This is a genomic window from Cellulomonas sp. Leaf334 (genome assembly GCF_001424195.1).
GTDB lineage: Bacteria > Actinomycetota > Actinomycetes > Actinomycetales > Cellulomonadaceae > Cellulomonas.
The window spans coordinates 171191-197771 of sequence record NZ_LMOO01000008.1; the positions used below are offsets into that span (position 1 = coordinate 171191).

At 72.0% G+C, this 26581-nt stretch carries 26 protein-coding genes; 8 read left to right on the forward strand and 18 right to left on the reverse strand.

The features are described from left to right. The first annotated feature begins 11 nt into the window (after positions 1–11). Entirely contained in the window at positions 12–593 is a 582-nt protein-coding gene (locus ASF78_RS18925; protein ID WP_056593230.1) for a GNAT family N-acetyltransferase, read from the forward strand. Here ASF78_RS18925 and ASF78_RS18930 read toward each other — a convergent pair. Together ASF78_RS18930 and ASF78_RS18935 are read right to left on the reverse strand one after the other, a co-directional pair. Further along, complete coding sequence (locus ASF78_RS18930; RefSeq protein ID WP_056593231.1) at positions 586–1872, reverse strand: adenylosuccinate synthase; 1287 nt, start codon at positions 1870–1872, stop codon at positions 586–588. The genes ASF78_RS18925 and ASF78_RS18930 overlap by 8 nt on opposite strands. 124 nt (positions 1873–1996) lie before the next feature. After that, the gene (locus tag ASF78_RS18935) at positions 1997–2425 is read right to left on the reverse strand and encodes a DUF3151 domain-containing protein (protein WP_056594016.1); all 429 of its coding nucleotides are present in this window, start codon (positions 2423–2425) and stop codon (positions 1997–1999) included. 97 nt (positions 2426–2522) lie between these two features. Between ASF78_RS18935 and ASF78_RS18940 the strand changes: the two genes are divergently transcribed. After that, positions 2523–2894, forward strand: coding sequence for an STAS domain-containing protein (locus ASF78_RS18940; RefSeq protein ID WP_056593234.1), 372 nt, complete (start codon positions 2523–2525; stop codon positions 2892–2894). Here ASF78_RS18940 and ASF78_RS18945 read toward each other — a convergent pair. Next, positions 2891–4927, reverse strand: a complete 2037-nt coding sequence (locus ASF78_RS18945; protein WP_082495247.1) for a SpoIIE family protein phosphatase — start codon at positions 4925–4927, stop codon at positions 2891–2893. The genes ASF78_RS18940 and ASF78_RS18945 overlap by 4 nt on opposite strands. A 169-nt stretch (positions 4928–5096) precedes the next feature. On the opposite strand from ASF78_RS18945, the gene ASF78_RS18950 reads away from it, so the two are divergent. Next, positions 5097–5516 (forward strand): STAS domain-containing protein, encoded by a 420-nt coding sequence (locus tag ASF78_RS18950; protein ID WP_056593236.1) that lies wholly within the window; start codon positions 5097–5099, stop codon positions 5514–5516. A 48-nt stretch (positions 5517–5564) separates the two neighbouring features. Here ASF78_RS18950 and fbaA read toward each other — a convergent pair whose 3' ends face one another. From fbaA to ASF78_RS18985, 7 genes are all read right to left on the reverse strand, one after another. Further along, the gene (fbaA, locus tag ASF78_RS18955; RefSeq protein ID WP_056594021.1) at positions 5565–6590 is read right to left on the reverse strand and encodes a class II fructose-bisphosphate aldolase; all 1026 of its coding nucleotides are present in this window, start codon (positions 6588–6590) and stop codon (positions 5565–5567) included. Positions 6591–6671: 81 nt separating this feature from the next. Next, on the reverse strand, positions 6672–7307 hold the full coding sequence (locus ASF78_RS18960; RefSeq protein ID WP_056593238.1) for a TrmH family RNA methyltransferase: 636 nt from the start codon (positions 7305–7307) through the stop codon (positions 6672–6674). Between the two features lies 1 nt (position 7308). Continuing rightward, positions 7309–8844 carry an alpha-N-arabinofuranosidase gene (locus tag ASF78_RS18965; protein WP_056593240.1) on the reverse strand — a complete coding sequence of 512 codons (1536 nt, stop codon included), beginning with the start codon at positions 8842–8844 and terminating at the stop codon, positions 7309–7311. Further along, entirely contained in the window at positions 8844–9764 is a 921-nt protein-coding gene (locus ASF78_RS18970) for a carbohydrate ABC transporter permease (RefSeq protein WP_082495199.1), read from the reverse strand. Before ASF78_RS18970 ends, ASF78_RS18965 begins: the two co-directional genes overlap by 1 nt. After that, positions 9764–10705: a carbohydrate ABC transporter permease gene (locus tag ASF78_RS18975; protein ID WP_056593242.1), complete on the reverse strand. Its 942-nt coding sequence runs from the start codon at positions 10703–10705 to the stop codon at positions 9764–9766. Before ASF78_RS18975 ends, ASF78_RS18970 begins: the two co-directional genes overlap by 1 nt. A gap of 15 nt (positions 10706–10720) precedes the next feature. Next, positions 10721–12079, reverse strand: a complete 1359-nt coding sequence (locus tag ASF78_RS18980) for an extracellular solute-binding protein (RefSeq protein ID WP_056593243.1) — start codon at positions 12077–12079, stop codon at positions 10721–10723. Between the two features lie 152 nt (positions 12080–12231). Then, positions 12232–13236 (reverse strand): LacI family DNA-binding transcriptional regulator, encoded by a 1005-nt coding sequence (locus ASF78_RS18985; protein WP_056593244.1) that lies wholly within the window; start codon positions 13234–13236, stop codon positions 12232–12234. An 84-nt stretch (positions 13237–13320) separates the two neighbouring features. On the opposite strand from ASF78_RS18985, the gene ASF78_RS18990 reads away from it, so the two are divergent. Both ASF78_RS18990 and ASF78_RS18995 read left to right on the forward strand, forming a co-directional pair. Beyond that, positions 13321–14055, forward strand: a complete 735-nt coding sequence (locus tag ASF78_RS18990) for a VTT domain-containing protein (RefSeq protein ID WP_056593245.1) — start codon at positions 13321–13323, stop codon at positions 14053–14055. A 41-nt stretch (positions 14056–14096) separates the two neighbouring features. Next, a complete protein-coding gene (locus ASF78_RS18995) occupies positions 14097–14837 on the forward strand; it encodes an HAD-IIA family hydrolase (RefSeq protein ID WP_056594026.1) in 741 nt (246 codons plus the stop codon). Here ASF78_RS18995 and ASF78_RS19000 read toward each other — a convergent pair. From ASF78_RS19000 to ASF78_RS19020, 5 genes are all read right to left on the reverse strand, one after another. Beyond that, entirely contained in the window at positions 14834–15232 is a 399-nt protein-coding gene (locus ASF78_RS19000; protein ID WP_056593246.1) for a hypothetical protein, read from the reverse strand. The two genes, ASF78_RS18995 and ASF78_RS19000, sit on opposite strands and share 4 nt — an antisense overlap. Positions 15233–15420: 188 nt before the next feature. Next, on the reverse strand, positions 15421–15990 hold the full coding sequence (locus ASF78_RS19005; protein WP_056593249.1) for a LemA family protein: 570 nt from the start codon (positions 15988–15990) through the stop codon (positions 15421–15423). 48 nt (positions 15991–16038) lie between these two features. After that, positions 16039–16749 carry a DUF3137 domain-containing protein gene (locus ASF78_RS19010; protein WP_056593250.1) on the reverse strand — a complete coding sequence of 237 codons (711 nt, stop codon included), beginning with the start codon at positions 16747–16749 and terminating at the stop codon, positions 16039–16041. An 8-nt stretch (positions 16750–16757) separates the two neighbouring features. After that, the gene (gene pyrE / locus ASF78_RS19015; RefSeq protein ID WP_056593251.1) at positions 16758–17333 is read right to left on the reverse strand and encodes an orotate phosphoribosyltransferase; all 576 of its coding nucleotides are present in this window, start codon (positions 17331–17333) and stop codon (positions 16758–16760) included. Positions 17334–17356: 23 nt separating this feature from the next. After that, positions 17357–18151, reverse strand: coding sequence for an SDR family oxidoreductase (locus ASF78_RS19020; RefSeq protein WP_056593252.1), 795 nt, complete (start codon positions 18149–18151; stop codon positions 17357–17359). Between the two features lie 110 nt (positions 18152–18261). Between ASF78_RS19020 and recQ the strand changes: the two genes are divergently transcribed. Then, a complete protein-coding gene (gene recQ, locus ASF78_RS19025; RefSeq protein WP_235518705.1) occupies positions 18262–20265 on the forward strand; it encodes a DNA helicase RecQ in 2004 nt (667 codons plus the stop codon). A gap of 53 nt (positions 20266–20318) precedes the next feature. Here the strand turns inward: recQ and ASF78_RS19030 are convergent, their stop codons facing one another. From ASF78_RS19030 to ASF78_RS19040, 3 genes are read right to left on the reverse strand one after another with little or no spacing between them, the layout of a single operon-like run. After that, positions 20319–20798 (reverse strand): nucleoside deaminase, encoded by a 480-nt coding sequence (locus ASF78_RS19030; protein ID WP_056593255.1) that lies wholly within the window; start codon positions 20796–20798, stop codon positions 20319–20321. Then, positions 20795–21769 carry a phosphotransferase enzyme family protein gene (locus ASF78_RS19035; RefSeq protein ID WP_056593260.1) on the reverse strand — a complete coding sequence of 325 codons (975 nt, stop codon included), beginning with the start codon at positions 21767–21769 and terminating at the stop codon, positions 20795–20797. The genes ASF78_RS19030 and ASF78_RS19035 overlap by 4 nt, the downstream gene beginning before the upstream one ends. Positions 21770–21824: 55 nt before the next feature. Further along, positions 21825–22829, reverse strand: a complete 1005-nt coding sequence (locus tag ASF78_RS19040; protein ID WP_056593261.1) for a LacI family DNA-binding transcriptional regulator — start codon at positions 22827–22829, stop codon at positions 21825–21827. Positions 22830–23014: 185 nt separating this feature from the next. Here ASF78_RS19040 and manD point away from each other — a divergent pair, with 185 nt between their 5' ends. Then, positions 23015–24298 carry a D-mannonate dehydratase ManD gene (manD, locus tag ASF78_RS19045; protein WP_082495201.1) on the forward strand — a complete coding sequence of 428 codons (1284 nt, stop codon included), beginning with the start codon at positions 23015–23017 and terminating at the stop codon, positions 24296–24298. Then, on the forward strand, positions 24295–26430 hold the full coding sequence (locus ASF78_RS19050) for an alpha-glucuronidase (RefSeq protein ID WP_369816346.1): 2136 nt from the start codon (positions 24295–24297) through the stop codon (positions 26428–26430). The genes manD and ASF78_RS19050 overlap by 4 nt, the downstream gene beginning before the upstream one ends. Positions 26431–26581 lie beyond the last annotated feature (151 nt).

A 26581-nucleotide genomic window follows, 5' to 3' on the forward strand; every position in this document is an offset into this window, starting at 1 on the left:
ATACTGCTGGCGTGCCCCGACTGACCCCGCCCGCGATCACCCCGGGAACCCAGCGCGACCTGACCCAGCCGGTCCTCTACGCCGACGGTCTGCACCTGCGGCCGTGGCGCACCGAGGACGCCCCCGTCGTGGTCGCCGCCTACGCCGACCCCGCCATCCGGAGGTGGCACGACCGGTCGATGGACCGGGACGAGGCCACCGCGTGGGTGGCGTCCTGGACGAGCAGGTGGGCGACCGAGACCGGGGCCGGATGGGCCGTCGCGACCCCCGACGAGGTCCTCGGCCAGATCAGCCTGAGGTCGCTGGAACACGGCGACGGGCGTTCGGACATCTCCTACTGGGTGCTGCCGCAGGCCCGCGGCCGGGGGATCGCCACCACCGCGCTGCGCACGCTCAGCACCTGGGCGTTCACCACGCTCGGGCTGCACCGGATCGAGGTGGACCACTCGGTGGCCAACCCCGCCTCCTGCACGGTCGCCACCCGGGCAGGCTTCCGCCTGGAAGGGACGAAGCGCGGCGACGCCCTGCACGCGGACGGCTGGCACGACATGCACCTGCACGCCCGCGTGTCCGGGGACGGACCGATCAGCTGAGCAGCTCGTGCCGGACGATCGTGGCCTCGCGGCCGGGACCGACGCCGATCGAGGAGATGCGCGCGCCGGAGATCTCCTCGAGCCGCAGCAGGTAGCGCTGCGCAGCGGCGGGCAGGTCGTCGAACTCGCGGGCCCCCGAGATGTCCTCCGACCAACCGTCGAGGTACTCGTAGATCGGCGTCGCGTGGTGGAAGTCCGACTGGTCGTACGGCATCTCGTCGAACCGGCGGCCCTTGACGTCGTACGCCACGGCGACGGGGATCTTGTCCCGGCCGGTCAGCACGTCGAGCTTGGTGACCACCAGGTCCGTGAGCCCGTTGACGCGGCTGGCGTAGCGGACCACGACGGCGTCGTACCAGCCGGTGCGGCGCGGGCGGCCCGTGGTCGTGCCGAACTCGCCACCCGTCTGCCGCAGCCACTCGCCGTCGTCGTCGAGCAGCTCCGTCGGGAACGGCCCCTCGCCCACGCGGGTGGTGTACGCCTTCGCGACCGCGACGACGCGGTCGATCCTCGTCGGCCCCACGCCCGAGCCCGTGCACGCGCCGCCGGCCGTGGCCGACGAGGACGTGACGAACGGGTAGGTGCCGTGGTCGACGTCGAGCATCGTGGCCTGACCGGCCTCGAAGACGAGCGTCTTGCCCTCGTCCAGCGCGGTGTTGAGCAGCAGCGGGGTGTCGGCGACCAGCGGGTGCAGACGCTCGGCGTGGCGCAGCAGGTCGTCGACCGTCTCGTCCACGGTGATGGCCCGGCGGTTGTAGACCTTCACCAGCAGGTGGTTCTTCTGGTCGAGGGCTCCCTCGACCTTCTCCCGCAGGATCTTCTCGTCGAACAGGTCCTGGACGCGGATGCCGACGCGGTTGATCTTGTCGGAGTACGCGGGGCCGATGCCGCGGCCGGTGGTGCCGATGCGGCGCTTGCCCAGGAACCGCTCGGTGACCTTGTCGAGCGTGCGGTTGTACGGGGCGATCACGTGGGCGGCCGACGAGACCTTGAGGGCGGAGGTGTCGACGCCGCGCGCCTCGAGCGCGTCGATCTCCTCGAACAGGACCTCGATGTCGACGACGACGCCGTTGCCGATGACCGGCACCACGCCCGGCGACAGGATCCCGGAGGGGAGCAGGTGCAGGGCGTACTTCTCGCCACCGATCACGACCGTGTGGCCCGCGTTGTTCCCGCCGTTGAACTTCACGACGTAGTCCGTCCGCGCACCGAGCTGGTCGGTCGCCTTGCCCTTGCCCTCGTCGCCCCACTGAGCTCCGAGCACCACGACGGCCGGCATCCAGATCACCACTCCCACCCTGCCTACGGTGCGGACCCGGGTGCCGGAAGTTGCCGGGGCCGTGCACCGGGCGGCAGTGACCCAGTACCCACAGAGGCTACCGGATCGTCAAGGAATGGTCATGTCACCGCAGGTTCGCGACCTCGCTGACGGACGTGCCGCTGTCCGTCAGGAACGTCTCGCACCGGGTCGCCTCCTCGGACTCGCCGATGGCCTCCGCCGCCTCCGCGAGCGCGAGCAGGGACCGTAGGAACCCCTGGTTCGGGATGTGGTCCGCGGGGATCGGGCCACGACCGTGCCACCCGGCGCGGCGCAGCGCGTCCAGGCCGCGGTGGTAGCCCGTCCGGGCGTACGCGTAGGCGGCGACCGGGTCGCCGTCGTCCGAGAGCGCCCGCTCCGCCAGCTGCGCCCACAGGATCGACGCCGCCGGTGCGGCCGGGACAGCCTCCCGGGGGTTCCTGCCGCTGCTCAGCGCGGCGCGGGCGTCGGCGTCCGGGCCGGCGGCGGGGAGCAGTGTCGGGGCGGGACCGTCCAGCAGGTTCTCGTGGCTCATGCGCTCAGTGTGCACGCGTCTGGGAGCGCGACTACAGTCGTCCCGCCGACCTGGACCACCGTTCGGTGTGCACCTCCCCCCTCCAGACAGGGTGCCCATGATCGAGATCTCGACGTCCTCGACGTCGACGACGTTGACCGTCGCCGGCGATCTGGACCTGGCCGAGCGCGACCAGTTCCCGGAGATCGCCGCGCGCGTCGTGGGTCTTCGCCGCCAGCTCGTGGTCATCGACATGTGCCGCGTGACCTTCATGGACTCGACGGGTGCGGCGTTCCTCATCTCCCTGGCGGACGCCGGCCGCAAGCGCGGCGGAGCGACCGTCCTGCGCGGTGCGGACCCGCGCGACCTGTTCGTCATCGAGATCTGCGGCGCCCTCGACCTGTTCCGCATCGACGCGGACCACCGGTGCGAGTCGGGCGTCGAGCAGTCGGACTTCCGCCGCCCCGACGGCGCGTCCGCCCCGGCCTAACGACTTCCTGCGGGCAGCGAGCCCGGCCGCACCTTCGCCCACACGAGCTTGCCGCCGCGCGACTGGCGCCAGCCCCAGTCCGCGAGCCGCTCGACGATCTGCATGCCGAAACCGCCCACCCGCCCGGGGTGCCCGTCGGTCGTGACCGGCGGCGCCGGGTTGGCGTCCTCGACCTCGATGCGCAGACCGTCCCCGGTGTCGTAGAGCTGCAGCGACACGTGCCCGAACCCGTGCAGGACGGCGTTGGCGACGAGCTCGGAGACCACCAGCTCGGCGTTCGCCGCGTCCTCGATCCCCCACGCCTGGCAGGTCCGCACCACCGCGTGCCGGGCGCGCCCGATGGATGCCGCCTCGCTCGGCAGGGACCAGCGCCGGCGGCGTGGGCTGCGCGTGCGCTCGGACGTGTCGAGCGGTGACGGCACCCGCACCACGACGACGGCGACGTCGTCCTCGGGGTGGTCCGCGAGCCGGGAGAGCAGCTCCTCGCCGACGCCCGCCGCGTCCCGTGCGGTGACGCCCGCGGCCACCGCGGACAGGGCTGCGAGCCCGTCGCGCAGGCCGCGGTCGCGCCGCTCGATGAGCCCGTCCGTGTAGTAGACGACGACGTCACCGGGCTCCAGGTCGACCGACCCGGTGGCCCGCGGCGTCCCCCCGAAGCCGATCAGGGGACCGCCGGCCGCGTCGAGCAGCGTGACCGTACCGCCGCGGACCAGGAGCGCGGGCAGGTGCCCCGCCCGGGAGTACTCCAGCCGCCACACCTCGTCGGTCCGCCTGAGGGTCGACAGGACCAGGCCCGCCGGACGCGGCACCCGCATCCCCGCAACGAGCTGGTCGACGCGCTCCAGCACCGGGCCGGGCGTCGTGATGTCGAAGATGTAGGAGCGGACCACCGAGCGCAGTTGGCCCATCGACGCCGCCGCCTCGACGTCGTGCCCGACGACGTCCCCGATGACCACGCCGACCACGTCCTGGCTGACCTGCAGCACGTCGTACCAGTCGCCGCCCACCTGGGCGTTCTCGGAGTTCGGCGCGTAGTACGTCCACACGTCCAGACCGTCGACCTCGGCCTGCTCCGGGAGCATCGCCCGCTGGAGCGTCTCGGCGAGCCGGTGCTCGCGGTCGTACAGGCGCGCGTTGTCGATGACGAGCCCGACGCGGCGGGCGGTCAGGTCCAGGACCGTGCGCACGGACGGCTCCAGGTCCCGCAGGCCGTGGCCGTCGTGGGCGTGCACGACGAGCACGCCGAGCACCCGGCGGCGACCGGGCAGCGGGAAGACGAGGACCGAGCGCCCGACTCCGTGCGGCGCCGCCCCCAGCTCCGCGTCGGCCTGCTGGGCGAGCCACGCCGACGCGCTCCCGGCACCGTAGGACCCCCCGAGCGCCAGCTCGACCGGGCGGTCCGTCTCGGCGTCGAGGAGCTGCTGGACGGCATCGACGGCGACGTCCTGCCCGCCCGGGCCCTCCCCGTGCCGCGAGCCCTTGCCGGTCGGCGGGCGCCCCGCGTCGATCCCGTCGGCCACGCGCAGGCCGCCGTCGTTGAGGTAGAACGCCGCCCACCCGACCACGGCCCGGCGCAGGATCGTCGCGATCTCGCGCAGGGCGTGCGGGTCGTCGACGTCCATCAGGAGGTCCGAGACCTGCGCGATGAGCCCGAGGCTGCGCCGCTCGCGACGCTCCGTCTCCACCATCGCCGCCTGCTCGGCGTCGTGCGACAGCTGCTCGGTCAGGTCCTGGAGCGCGGCGACCCAGTGGGTCAGCGGACCGTCGTCGCCTGCACGGACCGGTGAGAGGTGCGCGCGGCAGGCGAGCCGGGTGCCGTCGGCCCGGCGCAGGACGATCGTGTGGGCGATCTCCCGCCCCGCGCGCAGTCCGTCCTGGAGCAGCACCAGATCGGGTTGCTGCAGCGCCGTGTCCTCGAGGACGGCCGTCTGGCGACGCCGCGCCTCCTCCACGCCGTAGCCGGTGACCCGCTCGAACGCGTCGTTGACCCAGATCACCGGGAGGTTCGTCGCCGTCGCATCCAGCAGCGCCATCGGGACCGAAGTCGACTTGAGGGCGCGGTCACGGACCTCGGCGAGGGCCCGATCGGGTAGGCGGGAGGCGTGGGAGTTGACCACCACCACCTCCGATCGTCTAGCGTTCCGAACAGGCTGGTCGTCGAGAAGCGGCGCGGGCCTGCCGGAAGAAGCTGAAAGGAGCGCCGTGCGCGACGGTAACAGCACGATCCCCGACGGGCCTGCGGACGTCTCGCAGACCGACCAAGGTGCCGGGATCGTCGGCGAGCCGGGAGCGGTGCAGGTCATCGTGGGGACCGACGCCACCCGCATCGTGCTCTCGGGAGAGGTCGACGCCGACCTCGGACCGGAGCTGCAGGAAGCGACGGCGGAGGCGGAGCAGGTGGGTCTGCCCATCGAGGTCGACGCTCACCACGTGACGTTCATGGACTCCTCGGGCGTCGCGTTCCTGGCCCGTCTGTCGATCCGGTCCCAGCATCGCGTCCGCCTCCTGCGGGTGCCGCCCACCGTGCGGTTCCTGCTCGAGGTCACACGGATCGGTGAGCTCCTGGACGTCGTCGAGGGAGACGAGTCGGAGTTCCAACCGGTCGGAGACAGCACGAGCTGACACACGAAAGGCCCCCGGGTGACCGGGGGCCTTTCGTGTGTTCGGGTGTCAGGCGCCGAGCGTGTGCCCGGCCGAGCGGAGCTGGCGCGAGGCCTCCGCGATCCGCTGGGCCATGCCGGCCTCGGCGAGCTTGCCCCAGGCGCGCGGGTCGTAGGCCTTCTTGTTGCCCACCTCGCCGTCCACCTTGAGGACGCCGTCGTAGTTGCGGAAGAAGTGGTCCGCCACGGGACGGCTGAACGCGTACTGCGTGTCCGTGTCGATGTTCATCTTGATGACGCCGTTGTCGACGGCCTCGGCGATCTCGGCCTCGGTCGAGCCGGAGCCACCGTGGAACACCAGGTCGAACGGGTTCTCCTTGCCGATGGCCTCGCCGACGGCCTTCTGGATCTCCGCGAGGATCGACGGACGCAGCTTGACCGCACCCGGCTTGTAGACGCCGTGCACGTTGCCGAACGTGAGGGCCGTCAGGTAGCGGCCCTTCTCGCCCGCACCGAGCGCCTTGACCGTGGCCAGGCCGTCCTCGACGGTCGTGTACAGCTTGTCGTTGATCTCGGCCGTGTGGCCGTCCTCCTCGCCACCGACGACGCCGACCTCGATCTCGAGGATCGTGCGGGCGGCAACTGAAAGTTCCAGAAGTTCCTCGGCAATAACCAGGTTCTCGTCGAGCGGCACGGACGAGCCGTCCCACATGTGCGACTGGAACGTGGGGAGCTTGCCGGCCTTGACCTGCTCGATCTCGAGCGCGAGCAGCGGCCGCACCCAGGAGTCGAGGTTCTGCTTGGCACAGTGGTCGGTGTGCAGGGCGACGGTCACCGGGTAGCCCTTGGCGACCTCGGCCGCGTACGCCGCGAGGGCGAGCGAGCCGGCGATGCGGTCCTTGACGGTCGAGCCGGCCGCGTACTCGGCGCCGCCGACGGAGACCTGGATGATGCCGTCGGACTCCGCCTCGGCGAAGCCCTGCAGCGCGGCGGTGACGCTCTGGGACGACGTGACGTTCACGGCCGGGTAGGCGAACTTGCCCGCCTTCGCCCGGTCGATCATCTCGGCGTAGACCTCGGGGGTGGCGATGGCCATCTGCAGCATCTCCTGCGCGTAGAGGGAGGGGGTTATCGAACCGATTCTGGCACGCCGGTGGAACCCGACGCCCGGGACGTTCTACCCCTGGACAGCCGGTGGCGTGTGGCGGGCGATCCAGGCGTGCATGGCGATCGCGGCCGCCGCGCCCGCGTTGATCGAGCGGGTCGACCCGAACTGGGCGATGTGCAGGACATCGACGGCGGCGTCGCGGGCGGCGTCCGACAGGCCGACCGACTCCTGGCCGAACAGCAGCACGCAGGCGCGCGGCAGGGGGTAGCCCTCCAGGGCCACGGAGCCGGGGAGGTTGTCGACGCCGAGCACCGGGAGGTCGCGCCCCGCCGCCCAGACGACCAGGTCCTCGACCGTCGGGTGGTGCCGGACGTGCTGGTAGCGGTCGGTGACCATGGCGCCGCGACGGTTCCAGCGGCGGTTGCCGACGATGTGCACCTCGGCCGCGAGGAACGCGTTCGCGGTGCGGACGACCGAGCCGATGTTGAGGTCGTGCGCCCAGTTCTCGATCGCCACGTGGAACGGGTGCCGACGGGTGTCGAGGTCGGCGACGATCGCCTCGACGGACCAGTAGCGGTAGGCGTCGACGACGTTGCGACGGTCCCCGTCGGCCAGCAGCTGCGGGTCGTACCGCTCATCCGTCGGCCACTCGCCGACCCACGGGCCGACCCCGACCTCCGCACGCTCCTCGTCCACGGGCGCCACGCTAGGCCAGCGTGACCTCCAGCTCGACCACCGCCCAGGACAGTGGCGGCAGCCGCAGGCTCACCGCGCCGTCGTCGGCCCGCACCCCGTCGAGCGGACGCAGCCCGACGCGGTCCTGCGCGTCCTGCGCGTTGGTGGTGTGCCGGTCGCCGCCCTCGGGCACGGTCAGCACCTCCGCGCGCCGGACCTGACCGGCCGCCCAGCCGCGCAGGTCGACGGTGACCTCGGCGTCCTCGTCGAGACCCCGGTGCGCCAGGAACAGCGCGACGCGGCCGTGCTCCTCGTCCCATGTCGCCGCCATGTCCACCAGGTCGACCGCGTCGAACCTCGCCGTGTCGTAACGGTCGGAGGTGACGGCCGCCCGCAGGATCACGCCGCGGGCGAGGGCCGCCGTCCGCGCGAACGGCCAGAAGATCGACTGCCGCCACGCCGGACCGCCCTCCTCCGAGCGGATGGGCGCGATGACGTTGACCAGCTGGGCCTGGTTGGCGATCTTCACGCGGTCACCGTGCCGCAGCAGCGAGTTGAGGAAGGTCCCGACGACGACGGCGTCGGTGACCGAGTACTCGTCCTCGATGATCCGCGGGTGCTCGCGCCAGGTCCCGGCCTTCTCGATCACGTGCGGCTGGTCCGCGGTGTCCTTGCCGGTGGCGTACCAGACGTTCCACTCGTCGAAGGACAGGTGCATGAGCTTGCTGTGCTTTCCGCGTGCCCGGACGGCGTCGGCCGTCGCGACGACCGACTCGATGAAGTAGTCCATGTCGACCGCGCTGGCCAGGAAGCTCGCGTGGTCGCCGTCGTGCTCCTGGTAGTAGGCGTGCAGCGAGACGTAGTCGACCTGGTCGTAGGTGTGCCCGAGCACCGTCTGCTCCCACGCACCGAACGTCGGCATGCCGGAGTTCGACGAGCCGCACGCCACCAGCTCGATCCGGGGGTCCACCAGGCGCATCGCCTTGGCGGCCTCCTGCGCGAGCCGGCCGTACTCGTCGGCGGTCTTGGCGCCCATCTGCCACGGGCCGTCCATCTCGTTGCCCAGGCACCACAGCCGGATGTCGAACGGGTCCTCGTGGCCGTTCTTGCGCCGCCGGTCGGACAGCTCCGTGCCGCCGGGGTGGTTGGCGTACTCGACCAGCGCACGCGCCTCCTCGACGCCCCGGGTGCCCAGGTTCACCGCCTCCATGACCTCGACCCCGGCAAGGCGGGACCACTCGACGAACTCGTGCAGCCCGAACGCGTTGGTCTCCACCGTGTGCCAGGCACCGTCGAGGCGCCGAGGGCGGTCCGGGCCGACGCCGTCCTCCCACGCGTACCCGGACACGAAGTTGCCCCCCGGGTACCGGACGACGGTCGCGCCCAGCTCCCGGACCAGGTCCAGCACGTCGCGACGGAAGCCCTGCTCGTCGGCCGTCGGATGACCGGGCTCGTAGATGCCGGTGTAGACGCACCGGCCCATGTGCTCGACGAACGACCCGAAGATCCGGCGGGGTACCTCCCCGACGACGAAGTCGCGATCGAGCGTGATGCGTGCACGAGTCATCACTGGCCTCCGAAACCGGTGGTGGCGAAGCCCTTGATGATCTGGCGCTGGAAGAAGAGGAAGACGACCACGAGCGGGATCGCCGCCAGCACGGCCGACGCCATGACCTGCGCGTATTGGAGCCCGTAGGCGCTCTTCACGGTCTGCAGGCCGACGGGCAGCGTCATGAGGGACGAGTCACTGGTGGCGATGAAGGGCCACAGGAAGTTGTTCCACGCCGCGATGAACACGATGATCGAGACGGCGGCGAGGATCGGCCGCGACAACGGCAGCACGATCGACCAGAACACCCGCAGGCGGCCGGCGCCGTCGATGCGCGCGGCGTCCTCGAGCTCGACCGGGATCTGGTCGAAGAACTTCTTGAGGATGAACACCATGGCCGGTGCGACGACCTGCGGCAGGATCACGGCCCAGTAGGTGTCGACGAGGTTGAGCGTGAGCATCTCGTAGAACAGCGGGACGATGAGCACCTGCGGCGGGATGATGATCGACGCGATCATCCCCCAGAACAGCCAGCGCCGACCCGTGAACTCGAGCCGGGAGAAGCCGTAGGCCGCCAGCGCCGACACCACGAGCGTGATGATCGTGATCGCGGTCGCGGTGAGCAGGCTGTTCCACGTCCAGAGCGGGATGTTCCCCTGGCTCAGCACGTTCGAGTACGCATCGGTGGTGAAGCCGCTCTTCGGGAAGAACGACACGGGTGTCGCGGCCGCGTCCGTCTCGGTCTTGAACGACGTGACGAGGGCCCACAGGAACGGCAGGAGCCAGAGCACGGCGAGCACCACCAGGGCGACGAGCGCCCCGATGCGGCCCGGGCTGGCGAAGCGCTCGCCGATGCGCAGGCCGGCCCGCTCGGCGAACCTGCCGCGCGGGTGGTGGACGGTGGGCTTGGTCGTGGGCTCGGTGGCGACGGCGGTCATCAGGCGCTCCTGCGGGACGTCAGCCGGACCTGGCCGACCGAGATGATGACGATCAGGGCGAAGAAGATGTACGCGATGGCGGACGCGTACCCGAACCGGTAGCCGGTGAACCCGGTCTCGAAGATGTACATGACGACCGGCCGGGTGACGCCGGCCGGACCACCGTTGGTCATGACGTAGATCTGGTCGAACACCTTGAGCGAGGCCAGGACCTGCAGCATCACGATGAGCACGGTGGTCGGGCCCAGCTGCGGCACGGTGATCGACCGCAGCTGCCGCCAGCGACCGGCACCGTCGAGCGCGGACGCCTCGTACTGCTGCTCCGGGATGTTCTGCAGGGCGGTGAGGTAGAGCAGGAAGTTGAACCCCACGGTCCACCACGTCGTCATGACCACGACCGCGTACATCGCCCACGACGGATCCTGCAGCCACGCCACCGGATCGACCCCCACGGCGCCGAGCAGGTAGTTCACGAGCCCGAGCTGCGGGTTGTACATCCAGATCCAGATCTGCGCGGCGACGGTCGACGCGAGCAGGAACGGCATGAAGAACGAGAGGCGCCAGAGCCACTGGCCGGGCAGCCCCTGGTGGACCAGCAGAGCGAGGGCGAGCGAGACGACGACGAGCGGGATCGTCGAGAGCACCGTGAACCACAGGGTGTTCAGCAGGGAGCGCCACATGATCGGGTCCTGGAGCGCCTCGGCATAGTTCGCGAAACCGATCAGCTGGCCGTTCGCGCCGGTGATGCTCTCGCCGGTGAAGCTGAGGTAGAAGCCGTGGATCAGCGGCCAGATCAGGAACATCACGAACACGATGACGAACGGTGCGACGAACGCCCAGCCGATGCGGTTGTTGCGGTGGTGGGCCGAACGCTCGCCGGCCCGGATCTCCGACGAGCCTGCGCGTGTGCCGGCGGCGGCGCTGAGAGCTGCGGTGGACATGTCGACTCCTTCCGGTCAGACGGGGTTCGGCTTGGAGAGCTGGACGTTCACGCGTCGGATGAAGGCGTCGAAGCCTTCCGCCGGGTCCGAGCCGTCGAGGTAGACGCCCTGGACGGTCTCGAGGAAGTAGTTCTGGAAGTCGCTGCCCGACCCGGTGAACCAGGCCTCCGGGTCGTAGTTGAGGATCTCGGCGGCCGGCGCGTAGTGCGCCTGCGGCAGCAGCGCCTGGTACTCGGGGCTCTGCACGACGGGCTGGAACGCCGGGATGTGCCCGGCCTCGGCCCACGCGAGCGAGTTCTTGAGGACGTCCGCCACGAACCGGTACGTCGCGCGCCGCTGCTCCTCGTCCGGGCTGGACTGGTGCGGGAGCGTGAACGCGTGCGAGTCGGCGTAGGCAGCGGGCGTGCCGAACAGCGTCGGGATCGGCTGGGCGTCGACGTTGAGGCCCGAGTTCTTGGCGGTCGGCAGCTCCCACACGCCGGTGAAGAACATGCCGCTCTCCCCCGACATGAACTCCGAGACCGCCGTGCCGTAGTCACCGCTCGGGGTGCAGACCGTGCCGTCCAGCAGCTGCTGGATGAACTCGAGCGACGAGACGGCGGCGTCGTCGTCGACCACGGCCGTCTCGCCGGACAGGTCGAACTCGGCGTCGTGCTGCTTGTAGAGCGTGTAGAACAGCCGCCACATCTGGGCACCGTCGCCGAGGTACCCGTACGAGAGCCCGTGCTTGCCGGTCACCGCCTGCATGGCCCGCGCGACCTCGAGGAACTGGTCCGGGCTGTCGATCGGTGCCAGCTGGCCGTCGGGCCCGAGCACCCCCGCCTGCTCGGCGACGTCGAGGTTGTACATCATGATGAACGGGTGCGAGTCGAGGGCGATGGAGTACTGCTTGCCGTCGAGCCCGCCCTTGGCCCAGACGCGTTCGAGGAAGTCGGACTCCTGCACGCCGTTCTCGGCCAGCAGGTCGAGGTCCCAGGGGTCGAGGAGGCCGCCCGGCGCATACCCGGCCACGCGTGAGGCGTGCATGATCGCGGTGTCCGGGGACCGGCCGCCGACGCTCGCCATGGCGAGCTTCGTGTAGTACGGCGCCCCCCAGGCCAGGACGGTCTGGGTCGCCTCGTAGCCGTGGTCCAGGGCGTTCACGTCGTCGACCAGGCCGGCCATGTTGATGCCGTCGCCGCCGCTGAGCAGGTGCCAGAAGGCCAGCTGGCGGACGCCGTCGGCCGACGCGTTCGCGGGGGTGCAGCCGGCGAGCGACCCGATCGCGGCGACGCCGCCCACTGCGGCGAGCGAGCCGATGAGCATCTGGCGGCGGGTGAGGCCCGGTCCGGGCGGATCTGCTGCGCTCGGGGGCGCAAGGTGGTGCAGTGCCATGCCCTCACTCCTTCGTGAGACGCGTCCGACGTCGTCGTCGGTAGCCAGGCCCGGCGTCGTCGCCGTGTCCGGTTCGCATCATTACATCGTTGGAACGGACCCGCAACGGAAGCGCTCGACCCGAGTCATCGGACTCGTGACGAGCGGCTCCGTCAGGCGGTGCTGGCGCGGACCACGACCCGGTGGGGGTACACGACCTGCCGCGCCGGCCGGTCGGGGTCCGCGATGCGGTCGGTGAGCAGGTCCAGCGCAGCCACCGCGTACCCCCGCAGGTCGAACGCCACCGTGGTCAGCGGCGGGACCGCGTACCGGGCTGCGGCGACGTCGTCGAACCCCGCCACCGCGACGTCGTCAGGCACGCGCAGGCCCCTCTCCCACAGCACGCTCAGCACGCCGAGCGCCATCGAGTCCGTGAAGCAGACGAACGCGTCGGGCGCCGGGTGCCGGGTGAGGTGCGCACGCGTCGCCTCCACCGCCTGCTCCGTGGTCCAGTGCCGCACCGGGATCTCCAGGTCGGGGTCGTGCACCACCCCCGCCGCCGCGAGCGCCGCCCGGTACCCCTCGGTGCGCTGCCGGGCCGCCGCCGTCTCCACACCCGGCGGGGGCGTACCCACCGCCGCGATGCGTCGCCGGCCCGTCACCAACAGGTGCTCCGTGACGTCCCGCGACGCCCCGACGCTGTCCACGCCCACGTGGTCCGCCCGGTCCTGCACGACCTCGCCGATGAGCACCGTCGGCGGCAGCGGCCCCGGCACCACCGGCACGGCGGAGTCCTCCAGGGAGACCGGGTTGAGCACGAGCCCGTCGACCAGGTGCGACCGCGCCCGGGACAGCAGGTCGCGCTCCCGCCCCGGCTCGGCGGCGGTCTCCTCGATCTGCAGGGACCAGCCGCGCGAGTGCGCCTCCTCGACGAAGTGGTGCGCGAGCTCCGCCGAGTACGCCGTCGACAGGTCGGGCAGGGCCAGCGCGATGAGCCCGTACCGTCCGTTGCGCAGCCCGCGCGCGCCGAGGTTGGGCACGTAGTCGAGCTCCGCGAGCGCACGCTCGACCCGCTCCCGCGTCTCCGGGCGCACGAAGACGACGCCGTGGATGACGTTGGAGACCGTCTTCGGCGAGACCCCTGCCCGGGCAGCGACGTCCTTCACGGTGGCCCGCACGCCGCCATTGTTCAGCACCGCGGCGCACAGAGTCCGCACAAGTGGCCCACGGGTCGCCCGCTACCGGCCCCGTACTCTGGGCACATGCTGATGACGACCGCCCTCACGGCCGCCGGACCGATCGCGGCCCTCGGGCCGGACTTCCTGAACGCCGACCACCTGATCGAGTCGTTCGGGACGGCCGCCCTCGTCGGCATCGCGCTCGTCATCTTCGTGGAGACGGGTCTGCTGTTCCCGATCCTCCCCGGCGACTCGCTCCTGTTCACCGCGGGCGCCCTCGTCGCGCAGGACTCCCTCGACATCAACATCTGGGTGCTCTGCCTGGTCCTGTTCGCCGCCGCGTTCCTCGGCGACCAGACCGGCTACCTCATCGGCCGCACCCTCGGGCCGAAGGTGTTCAACAAGCCCGACTCGCGCTTCTTCAAGAAGAAGTACATCGACCAGACCTACGCGTACTTCGACAAGTACGGCGGGCGCACGATCATCGTCGCCCGGTTCGTGCCCATCGTGCGGACGTACGCGCCCGTCGCCGCGGGCGTCGGCGGGATGCGGTACCGGCACTTCGTCACCTACAACGTCGTGGGTGCCCTGCTGTGGGCGGTCGGCGTGACCCTGCTCGGCTACTGGCTGGGCAACTTCACGTTCATCAAGGAGAACATCGAGATCCTGCTCATCGTCGTGGTGGGTCTCTCGGTGGTCCCGATCGGCGTCGAGCTCCTCAGGGCACGCCGGAAGGGCGCGGAGCCCGAGGAGCGCGACGAGCGCTACGACGACCAGACCGAGCGCGACGAGGTCGAGCGCAAGGCCTTCGGCGCGTGACGCACCACGGCCCGCGCGAGATCCGCTCGTGGCTGTCGGACATGGACGGCGTCCTCGTGCACGAGGGCACGGCGCTGCCCGGCGCCGCGGAGTTCGTCAAGGCGCTCCGCGACGGGGACCGCCCGTTCCTCATCCTCACCAACAACTCGATCTTCACGACGCGGGACCTGCGCGCCCGGCTGGCCGCGTCCGGGATCGACGTGCCCGAGGACGCGATCTGGACCTCGGCGCTCGCCACCGCGCAGTTCCTCACCGACCAGATGCCGGGCGGCTCGGCGTACGTCATCGGCGAGGCGGGGCTGACCACCGCGCTGTACGAGGCGGGCTACACCCTGACCGCCGCGCAGCCGGACTTCGTCGTCCTCGGCGAGACGCGGACATACTCCTTCGAGGCGATCACCCAGGCCATCCGGCTGATCCAGGGCGGCGCCCGGTTCATCGCCACCAACCCGGACGTCACCGGGCCCTCCGCCGACGGTGACCTGCCGGCCACCGGTGCGGTCGCGGCGATGATCAGCGCCGCGACCGGCCGTCAGCCGTACTTCGTCGGCAAGCCCAACCCGATGATGATCCGCTCCGCGCTCAACCGGATCGACGCGCACTCCGAGACCACCGTGATGGTCGGCGACCGGATGGACACCGACGTCGTCGCCGGCATCGAAGCGGGCCTGCGGACGTTCCTGGTCCTGTCCGGGTCCACGAAGCTGGCCGACGTCGAGGCGTTCCCCTTCCGTCCGACCGAGATCCTGGACTCGGTGCAGGACCTGGTCGGTCGGGTCTAGGGCCCGTCGGCGATCGCCTGATCGCGCATCCTCAGGAGCGCCGTCCGCACCAGGTCGAGCCGGCCGCCGGGCTCGTCGCTCCCGCCGGGTGCCTGCGTCACGACCGACCCGTGCGTCGTGTCGAGGAGGAGGCGGTGATAAGCCGTCCCGCCCGCGTCGTTCGGGACCACCTCGAAGCCGATGTCGCGCAGGCTCTCCCACGGCACCCACCGGCTCGTGAACATGTTCCTGACGAGGATGCCGTGCTGGTCGGCGTCCATCCCCCGCCGCGCCCCACGCACGCCGATCACGACGAAGAACCCCCCGATCGCGACGCCGCCGACACCAACGAGCCACCCGCCGTCGGGCGCGAACGCCGCCCCGATGCCCATGCCGACGACGGTGAGCCCGAACACGAGCCCGAGAACGAGCTGCAGGCCCCTCGTACGTCCGCGCAGGCGAAGCTTCCCGACGTCTCTCCCGTCCGCCGGGCGGGTCGACGGTCCTGCACGATGAGACCCCACCGTCGATCACCTCGACTCGAGACGATCCGCGACGTGCACTGCCGCCGAGGGGGCGCGCTACCGCCTCGGTGGTGACTGCGTCAGAAGCTGACCTCGGGGGCCGCGCGGACGCTGGGCTCCTCGACCTCGAAGTACTCGGCCCGCTCGAACGTGAACATGTTGGCGATGATGTTCGGCGGGAACGTCTCGACCTTCGTGTTCAGCTCGCGGACGTTCGCGTTGTAGAACCGCCGGCCGGCAGCGATGCGGTCCTCCGTGTTGGTCAGCTCCGCCTGGAGCTGCTGGAAGTTCTCGCTCGCACGGAGCACCGGGTAGGCCTCCGCCACGGCGAACAGCCGACCGAGGGCCTGCGTCAGCTGGTTCTCCTGGGCGGCCTGCTCGGCCGGACCCGAGGCCGGTCCGGCGGCGGCCGCACGGGCGCGCGCGACCTCGTCGAACACGCCGCGCTCGTGGGCCGCGTAGCCCTTGACGCTCTCGACCAGGTTCGGGATCAGGTCGTGGCGGCGGTGCAGCTCGACGTCGATCTGGCGCCACGCCTCCTGCACCAGGTTCCGCAGGCGGACGAAGCCGTTGTACGTCGCGATGCCCCAGATGAGGGCGATCACCACGATCACGGCGATGACGATCAGGACGATGACACCAGCGGTCACGGCAGGGCCTCCGAGGTAGGGCGGTTCAGGTGATCGTAGCGCCGGGCGTCAGTCGTCCGGCTGCCCGATCGTGGTCGGGGTGGGGTCGTAGCCGTGGTCCTGCCAGACGTGCCGCGGGACCGAGCGCACGACCGCGGACAGCAGGCCGAGCCGGGGCGCCAGGCGGTCGAGGTCCGTGGTGCCGGACTCCCACGAGAGGATCCACGTGCCGCCGATGCGCCAGGCGCTGCCCACGGCGTCGGCCCGCAGCAGGCGTTCCATGAGCCGCGGGTGCAGGATCGCGTGCCCGATCCGCTGGTCCGTCGCGGCCACCCGGTAGGCCCGGTTGAAGGCGTCCGACTCGAACTGGACGTCCTGGGCGCCCACGAGCTTGGCCAGCCTGGCGCCGATGCCCTCGGGCGTCACCTCGACCGTCGGCAGGTACGTCGGCAGGGCCAGCCCGACGATATGCGCGTGGTGGGTGCTCCGGTTCTTCCCGCTGCCCGTCGTCCAGACGTACGTGAACGACAGCGCCGGCCGCGCGTCGTACGTGCCGCGCAGGACCTCGATGGCCCTCCTCGAGCTCCCCTGGTCGAACGGCTGCCCGCGCGAGATGTCGACGAGCGCCCGCTCGGACTGCGCGTAGGTCCACCCGTTGCGCAGCGCCCATGCCCGGAACCGCTCGTGGCGCTTCTTCTGCACCCAGAACCCGGCGACGAACAGGCCGAGCACGACGACCATGCCGAGGACGACCACGACACCGAACAGGCCGTCGCTCATGGTCGGGGTCAGGCCAGGCCGAGGTCGGTCAGGCCGAAGAGGAAGTGGTACGGCACGCCGAGCGCCTCGATCTTCTCCTGCGCCCCCGTCGCCCGGTCCACGATGACGGCGGCACCCACCACCTCCGCACCGGCCTCGCGCGCGGCCTCGATCGCCATGATGGCCGAGCCGCCCGTGGTCGAGGTGTCCTCGACCACGACGACCTTGCGGCCGGCGATGTCCGGGCCCTCGATGCGGCGCTGGAGCCCGTGCGCCTTGCCCTCCTTGCGGACGACGAACGCGTCGAGGTCCTGACCGCGCGACGCGGCCGCGTGCAGGAGGGACGTCGCGACGGGGTCGGCGCCGAGCGTCAGCCCGCCGACGGCGTCGATCTCCGCGGTGCCGAGGCCGACCTCCTCCAACCGGTCGAGCAGCAGGTGACCGATCAGCGGGGAGGCGCGGTGGTGCAGCGTGACCCGACGCAGGTCCACGTAGTAGTCGGCCTCGCGGCCCGACGACAGCGTGACCTTCCCGTGCACGACCGCGAGGGTCTTGATGAGGTCGAGCAGCTGCTCGCGGGGCGTCAGGGTGAGGTCGTGGGTCACGGCCGTCAGGCTACCGGCGAGGGTCAGCCGACGGTGGGAGCGTCCGTGTCCTGGCCCTGGAACGAGCGGCGGTAGCGGCCGAACGCGCGGACCGTGGACCGCGGGACGACCCGGGCGACCGCCGACAGGGTCCGGTAGCGCAGGCTCGGGGTCGACAGGACGGCGCCGCGGCGGACGTCGGCGAGGCCGGTGGCCACCACGTCCTCGGCGTTCAGCCACGCGATCTCCGGGTAGGCGGTCATGTCGATCTCGCCGCGCTCGTGGAACTCGGTGTGCACGAACCCCGGGTTCAGCGCGGTCGCGGTGACGCCCGTGCCGCGCAGCTCGACCGCGAGGCTCTCGGTGAACACGCGGACCCACGCCTTGTGCGCGGAGTACGTGCCCGAGGTGAGCAGGGCGGCGACGGACGCGACGTTGAGGATCGCTCCCCGGCCACGCGGGACCATCGCACCCGCGGCCGCGTGCGACAGGACCATGACCGCGGTGACCATGAGCGCGAGCGCGGTCTCCTCGCGGGCCAGGTCGCCCGGCACGAAGCGCTGGTTGAGACCCAGTCCGGCGTTGTTCACCAAGAGGCCGACGGGGCGCTCGGTGGCGCGCAGGCGGTCGGCGACGCGCTCGACGTCGGACCGGACCGACAGGTCCGCGACGAGCACCTCGGCGCGGATGCCCGCGGCGGCCTCGAGCTGGGCGGCGAGGCGGGTCAGCCGCTCCTCGTTGCGGGCGACCAGGACGACGTCGTGCTTGGCCGTGGCCAGCTGCCAGGCGAACTCCAGGCCCAGGCCTGCGGACGCGCCGGTGATGAGTGCGGTTGCCATGCGCCCACCCTACGGATCGGTCGTAGGCGTCGCGCGCCGCGTCCCGACCGCGCTCAGGCCTGTGGACGGGGCGATCCGGACCGTCGGCGGTCGGACGTAGGGTGTGCCGCGTGACTGACGGGTGGGGTAGCGACGTGCCGGGCTGGCCTCTCGACGAGGAGCCGCCGTTCGACCCGTTCTACGACGCTGCGCCGCCCGAGCACGAGCCGGCCCGTGGCGGGCGCTCCGAGCCCCCGCCACGTCCCGACATCCCCCGCGAGGTCGCCCAGACCCTCGACCCCGAGGCTGCGCTGGCGGCCGCGGCCGAGGTCCTGCACACCGTCTGGGGGTACGACGCCTTCCGGGGGGAGCAGGCCGAGATCATCGACACCGTCGTCCGCGGCGGCGATGCCTTGGTGCTCATGCCGACCGGTGGCGGCAAGTCGCTGTGCTACCAGGTGCCCGCGCTGGTCCGGGAGGGCACGGGGGTCGTCGTGTCCCCGCTGATCGCCCTCATGCAGGACCAGGTCGACGCCCTGTCGGCTCTCGGTGTGCGGGTTGGGTTCCTCAACTCGACGCAGCAGTCGTTCGAACGCCGCAAGGTCGAGGACGCGTACCTCGCGGGCGAGCTGGACCTGCTCTACCTGGCGCCCGAGCGGCTGCGGGTCCGGGAGACCATCGAGCTCCTGGACCGTGGCACGGTCGCGCTGTTCGCCATCGACGAGGCGCACTGCGTGTCCCAGTGGGGGCACGACTTCCGGCCCGACTACCTGCAGCTGTCGATGCTGCACGAGCGCTGGCCCGAGGTCCCCCGGATCGCGCTGACGGCCACCGCCACCGAGCAGACCCACGCGGAGATCGCGCAGCGGCTGCAGCTCGGGGACGCCAAGCACTTCGTCGCCAGCTTCGACCGGCCCAACATCCAGTACCGGATCGCCCCCAAGGACAAGCCGCGGGACCAGCTGCTCAACCTCCTGCGCACCGAGCACGAGGGGGACGCGGGCATCGTCTACTGCCTCTCGCGGAACTCGGTCGAGCAGACCGCGCAGTTCCTGGTCGAACGCGGCGTGACCGCGCTGCCGTACCACGCCGGCCTCGACCGGCAGGTGCGAGCACGGAACCAGTCACGGTTCCTGCGCGAGGACGGGATCGTGATGGTCGCGACGATCGCGTTCGGGATGGGCATCGACAAGCCCGACGTGCGGTTCGTCGCGCACCTGGACCTGCCGAAGTCCGTCGAGGGCTACTACCAGGAGACCGGCCGCGCCGGGCGTGACGGCCTGCCGTCGACGGCCTGGCTCGCGTACGGCCTGGCCGACGTGGTGCAGCAGCGCCGGATGATCGACACGTCCGAGGGCGACGCCGCCCACAAGCGCCGGCTGACCGCGCACCTCGACGCGATGCTCGCACTCTGCGAGACGGTGTCGTGCCGCCGCGTGCAGCTGCTCAACTACTTCGGCCAGCCGTCCGAGCCGTGCGGCAACTGCGACACCTGCCTGACACCCCCCGAGTCGTGGGACGGCACCGTCGCGGCGCAGAAGCTGCTGTCCACGGTGGTCCGGCTCGAGAAGCAGGGGCAGCGGTACGGGGCGGGGCACCTGGTCGACATCCTGCTCGGCAAGGAGACGCCGCGGGTCACGCAGCTCGGGCACCAGTCGCTGTCCACGTTCGGGCTGGGAAAGGACCTGTCCGACGGGGAGTGGCGCGGGGTCGTGCGGCAGCTGCTGGCCATGGAGCTGCTCGGCGTGGACAGCGACGGCTACGGCACGCTGCGGCTCGCCCCCGACAGCGCGGACGTCCTGCGCGGTGCCCGCGAGGTGCGGCTGCGTCGGGAGACCGAGAAGGTCGTGCGGTCCCGCGGCTCGCGCGGTGCGCGGGCCACCGCCGCGGCGGACCTCACGGGCGACGACGTCGAGCTGTTCGAGGTGCTGCGGGCGTGGCGCGCCGGGGTCGCCAAGGAGCAGGGGGTGCCGGCCTACGTGGTGTTCCACGACGCGACGCTGCGCGAGGTCGTCACGCAGCGGCCGACGTCGCTGGAGGCCCTGGGCGGGATCAGCGGCGTCGGCGCGACCAAGCTGGAGCGGCACGGGCCCGGGTTGCTGGCGGCGCTGGCCGGTGTGACCGAACCCGCCTGACCGCCTGTCGACGGCTCCTGGTTGACGGCCCGCGAGCGGCTGGTCCTCTGAGGTCAGCGCCCGAACCTGCGGCGCTGGAGATCGCGGACCTCGTCGGCGAGCTCGGGGACCGGGCCCTCGACGGGCAGGCCGGGCGCGACCGTGGTGATCGGGAGGGGCGCCACCGGCCCCGCGGGGATGCCCCACTCCGCCAGCCACGCGCCGGTCTGCGCCGACGACGTCGCGTACACGATGCGGCCCAGGCCGACCCACGCGTGGGCGGCGGCGCACATCGGGCAGTGCTCGCCGGAGGTGTAGACCGTGGAGGCCGCGCGCTCCTGCGGCGTCAGGTGGTTCGCGGACCAGCGGGCGATCTCGAACTCGGGATGACGGGTCTCGTCGCCGTCCTTGACGCGGTTGCGGTCCTCGAACCGGACCTGCCCGGCGGCGTCGACCAGCACGGAGCCATAGGGCTCGTCGCCGTCGTCGAGCGCCTCGCGGGCGAGCTCGACCGCGCGCGTCAGGTGGGTCAGGTCCGTGGCGGAGAGGGTCATGCGGCCACCGTGGCGGCCAGCACGCGGGCGCGCAACCGGCGCCGGTGCTCGACCAGTGACGCCCGCATGTCCACCGACCACTGCTCCTCGTCAGCCACCTGGTCGGCGTCCAGGTGCGCGATCGAGACCAGCAGACGGACGGCCACCGCGGCGCTGTGCAGCTCCAGCTCGGCCACCTCGTCGTACCCGAGGGGACGGACTCCCCGGTAGCCGGTCAGGAACGCCGCGAGGAGCGCCGGGTGCTCGACGCGGCCGGGCGTCTCACCGACGAGGTCCCTGACCGCGGCGGCGATGTCCTGGACGAACGGGCCGGTGCGGGTCTCGTCGGCGTCGAACGCAGTGGGCCGGCCGTCGGACCAGCGCAGGTTGTCGAGCTCGAGGTCGCCGTGCAGGGTGCCGCGGGGGGCGTCGAGCCGGTCCGCCTCGGCCAGCACCGCGCGGGCGGCAGCCTGCAGGACGGGGTCGAGCCCGAGGGAGTCGAGGTCCAGCGGAGGTGGCTCGTCGGCGGCCGTCAGGGGCGGCGCGTCCCGGTGCAGGCGCCCCAGTGCCGCGCCCCAGGACTGCGCGAGCGGTGCCGTCAGGTCACCGAGCTCGAGCTCCTCCCCCGGCGCGGCCGGCACCGCCGTGGCGTGCATGACGCCCAGCGCGGTGGGCACCGTCTCGACGAGCCGGCCGGCTGTCGACGGCACGGGTGCGACGGTCCCTCCGTGCTCGGCCCACGCCGCAAGGAGCCGCGCCGGCGCCTCGAGGTCCCGGACGGTGCGCAGCGACGCGGGCACGAAGCGCACGAACAGCACCCCGCGGGGGTCGACGTCCGCGGGCACGACGAACACGTGCGTCGCGCTGGAGCGGAGCCATCGGGCGTCGCCGGGGGTGATCCCCCACGCGGCCGCGACCTCGTCGGCGACCGGGCTGCGCCAGGACTCGTCGACGGTGGCGCTGACGCGGGCGATCTCGCTGAGGGGGAGCATCTGCGCATCCTTGCGGCGCGGACCCGCCCGGTCACGGTGTTTGTGTGCAGGGCGGTCAGCGGACCAGGCGCAAGGGCGCGGTGCCGGTGGAGCCGCGGACCACCAGGTGGGTGGGGAGCTCGACGGTCACCGTGCCGCCCGGGTGGGTGGGGTCCAGGCGCGCGAGCAGGAGGTCGGCGGCCGCGTGCCCGGCACGTTCCAGCGGGGCGGCGATGGTGGTCAGGCCCGGGCGGACCAGGTCCGCGCCGAAGACGTCGTCGCAGCCGACCACGCTCATCGCGCCGGGCACGTCGACGCCGCGCTCGGCCAGGCGGTCGAGGATGCCGAACGCGAGCAGGTCGTCGAACGCCAGGACCGCGGTGACGTCGGCGTGCAGGACGGCATCGGCCGCGGCGGCACCGTCCTCGCGGCGCGGGACGAACGGACCGAGGAAGACGACCTCGACACCGAGCCGCTTGGCGGCCGTGCGCAGCACCGCGCGACGACGGCGGTCCGACCAGGACGCGCGCGGGCCGCCCGCGTAGGCGACGCGGCGGTGCCCGAGCGAGGCGAGGTGGGCGAGCGCCTGGCCGGTTCCGCCCGCGGTGTCGACGAGCACTCCCGACTGGTCCGGCACCGGGCGGTTCACGGTGACCATGGGGAACTCGTGCGACCAGGCCGTGAGGCGGTCGTCGTCGAGCCGGGAGGCGGCCAGGACGGCTCCGTCGACGGTGGGGCGCAGCGCGCGCAGGGCCCGCTCCTCGGCCTCGACGGACTCCTCGGCGTCGACCAGCACGTGCACGTACCCGTCGGCACGGAGCCGGGCGGCGGTGCCGCGCACGATGCCGAAGAAGTACGGGTTGGTGACGTCGGGCACGAGGAGGGCGACCATGCGGGTGCGGCCCGAGCTGAGCGCGCGGCCGGTGGGGCTCGGCGCGTAGCCCAGCTGACGTGCGGCCTCGCGGACCCGGGTGGCGGTGCGCTCGTTGACCCGGCCCGGCTTGGTGAGCGCGCGCGACGCGGTGGAGATGGCCACGCCGCTGGCGGCCGCGACGTCGCGGAGGGTGGGTGGCCTGGTCATGGGTCCTCGTCGGTGGGGGGCGGTGCGGTCCCATCGTGGCGGCGGAGCCCGCAGATGGCAACCATCGGCAAACGTTTGCCCCACCCGCGCGGCTCGCCTACGGTGGACCCGCCCCCGCCGCACGGGCGGTGGTGCGCGAGGGAGCAGAGCAGCGCCGACGGCGTCGTCGGCGGGACGGAGCAGGCATGCCGACGGACCACCCCGACACCGCACCGAGCGACCTGGCCCCCGCGCAGCGCGGCTCCGCGATCCGGTCCGCGGAGGTGCTCGTCACCAGCCCGGACCGCAACTTCGTCACGCTCCGGCTGACCACGCAGGACGGGGTCGTCGGGCTCGGCGACGCGACGCTGAACGGTCGCGAGCTGTCCGTGGCGTCCTACCTGTCCGACCACGTGGTGCCGCTGCTGCTCGGCCGGGACGCCCACCGCATCGAGGACACCTGGCAGTTCCTCTACCGCTCGGCCTACTGGCGGCGCGGTCCGGTGACCATGGCGGCGATCGCCGCGGTCGACGTCGCCCTGTGGGACATCAAGGCGAAGATCGCCGGGCTGCCGCTGTACCAGCTGCTCGGCGGAGCGAGCCGGACCGGGATCATGGCCTACGGCCACGCGAGCGGGCGGGACCTGCCCGAGCTGTTCGACTCCATCCGCGAGCACCAGGAGCAGGGCTTCCGCTCCATCCGCGTGCAGACCTCCGTGCCGGGCATCGACGCGGTCTACGGGGTGGCCGCGCAGCCGTCGTCGTCGGGCCGCTACGACTACGAGCCCGCCCAGCGCGCTCCCCTGCCGGCCGAGGAGGACTGGGACACCCGCGCGTACCTGCGGCACATCCCCACGGTCTTCGAGGCGGTCCGCAACGAGTTCGGCCCCGAGGTGCCGCTGCTGCACGACGGGCACCACCGGATGACCCCGATCCAGGCGGCGCGGCTCGGCAAGGACCTGGAGCCGTACGACCTGTTCTGGCTGGAGGACTGCACGCCCGCCGAGAACCAGGAGGCCCTGCGCCTCGTCCGGCAGCACACCACCACGCCGCTGGCCATCGGCGAGGTGTTCAACACCGTGTGGGACTACCAGACGCTGGTCCGCGAGCAGCTCATCGACTACGTGCGGTCCGCCGTCACCCACACCGGCGGCATCAGCGCGCTGCGCAAGATCCTCGACTTCGCCGCGCAGTACCAGATCAAGTCCGGCATCCACGGACCGACGGACATCTCCCCTGTCGGCATGGCCGCCGCCCTGCACCTCGACCTGGCGATCCACAACTTCGGCATCCAGGAGTACATGCAGCACGGCGCCCGCACGAACGAGGTGTTCCAGCAGACGTTCACCTTCGAGGACGGGTACCTGCACCCCGGTTCCGCGAACGGCCTCGGCGTCACCTACGACGACGACGCGGCCGCGCGGTACCCGTACGAGCAGGCGTACCTGCCGTTCAACCGGCTCAAGGACGGCACGGTGCACGACTGGTGACCGCCGCACACCCCATGTGGCTGCCCGACGAAGCCTTCCGGGCCCTCGGGTCGCGGCGCGTGCTCGTCGCGGTCGGGCCGGACGACGGGCCCGTCGCGGACACCGTCGTCGCCGAGGTCGCCGCTGCCACCCAGCGGTTCGGCGGCAGCCTGACGACGACGACCGAGGCGCAGCCCGTGAGCGCCGAGGTCGCGCAGGCGCAGGACGTGGTCCTCGCGATCGTCCCCGGCGTGGCGCGCGCGGGCAGCGTCGACACCCGGCTCGTCCCCCGGCCCGGCATCCCCGAACGCCACGACCCCTACCTACCGGCCATCGCCGCCGTTCTCGGCGACGCGTGGGAGATCGGTCGGTGGACGACCATCGGCCACGGCTCGTTCACCACCGTGCGCGCTCGCGACACCACCGTGGTGATGGCCGACGGCGCAGCCGGCCTGCTCTACGGGCTGCACGACCTGGTCCGCCGGGGTGAGGCCGCGTTCGCCGCGCCCGACGGCGAGCTGTCGTGGGACGGACCGGTCCACGACATCCGCATGCTCGACCACTGGGACAACGCGGCCGTCCACGCCGTCATGGGCCAGGTGGAGCGCGGGTACGCGGGCGGCTCGATCTTCTACGCCGACGGGCGGGTCCGCGACGACCTGACCCGGGTCGCGCAGTACGCGCGGCTGCTCGGGTCGGTCGGCATCAACGCGGTCGGGCTCAACAACGTGAACGTGCACGCCGCCGAGGCCCGGCTGCTCACGGACCACCTCGGCGACGTCGCCCGGCTGGCCGACGTCTTCCGGCCGCACGGCATCCGTGTCTCCCTGTCGGTGAGCTTTGCGGCTCCCATCACCGTGGGCGGCCTGTCGACGGCGGACCCGCTGGACCCGGCGGTGCAGGACTGGTGGGCGGCCGCGGTCCGCCGCGTCTACGAGACGATCCCGGACTTCGGCGGGTTCGTCGTGAAGGCCGACTCCGAGGGGCAGCCCGGTCCGTTCGCGTACGGCAGGGACCACGCCGACGGAGCGAACCTGCTGGCACGCGCCCTGAGTCCGTTCGGCGGGACGGTGTTCTGGCGGGCGTTCGTCTACGACCACCACCAGGACTGGCGCGACCGTTCCACCGACCGCGCACGGGCGGCGTACGACCACTTCACGCCGCTGGACGGCCGGTTCGACGACAACGTCGTCCTGCAGGTCAAGTACGGCCCGATGGACTTCCAGGTCCGCGAGCCGGTCTCCCCCGTGATCGCCGCGATGCCGCAGACCCGGCTGGCCGTCGAGCTGCAGGTCACGCAGGAGTACACCGGGCAGCAGAAGCACGCGGTGTACCTCGGCCCGCAGTGGGCGGAGATCCTGCGGTTCCCGCTGGCCGAGGGCGGACGCACGGTCGGGCACCTCGCCGCCGGGCTGGCCGACGGGCGTCCCGCGGGGCTCGTCGCCGTCTCCAACGTCGGGGACGACGAGTACTGGACGGGCCACCCCCTCGCCCAGGCGAACCTCTACGCGTTCGCCCGGCTGGCGTGGGGCGAGGAGGACCCGGACGTGATCCTCGACGAGTGGATCGGGTTGACGTTCGGCGACGACCCGACCGTGCGGTCCGCGGTGCATGCCGTGCTCGACGGCTCCTGGCACACCTACGAGAAGTACACGGCCCCGCTCGGCGTCGGCTTCATGGTCCGCCCGGGTCACCACTACGGCCCCGACGTGGACGGCTACGAGTACACCGCCTGGGGCACCTACCACTTCGCCGACCGCGACGGCATCGGCGTCGACCGCACGAGAACGACCGGCACCGGCTTCACCGGCCAGTACCCGCCGCCGTGGCGGGACGTCTACGAGTCCGTGGAGACCTGCCCGGACGAGCTGCTGCTGTTCTTCCACCACGTCCCGTACACGCACGTCCTGCACAGCGGGTCGACCGTCATCCAGCACATCTACGACACGCACGCCGACGGGTACGACGAGGTCGTCGAGATGGCCTCGGCCTGGTCCGAGGCCGAGGGACGCGTGCCGCAGGCGCTCTTCGACCGGGTCACCGAGCGCCTGGCCGAGCAGGAGCGCAGCGCGCGCGAGTGGCGCGACCACGTCCGCAGCGCGTTCCTCCGCCGCTCCGGCGTGCCGGACGCGACGGGGCGCACCATCTACTGATGCGCCCGCCGCGGTCAGGGAGCGGCCACGAACCCCACGACGTCGGCGGCGACGTGCACCGTGCCGCCCGGCGCCATGTCCGAGAACAGCGTGACGGTCGCCGGCCCGGTGTCCGGGAGGTCGACCACGACGAGGTTCGGGATGTCCCGCC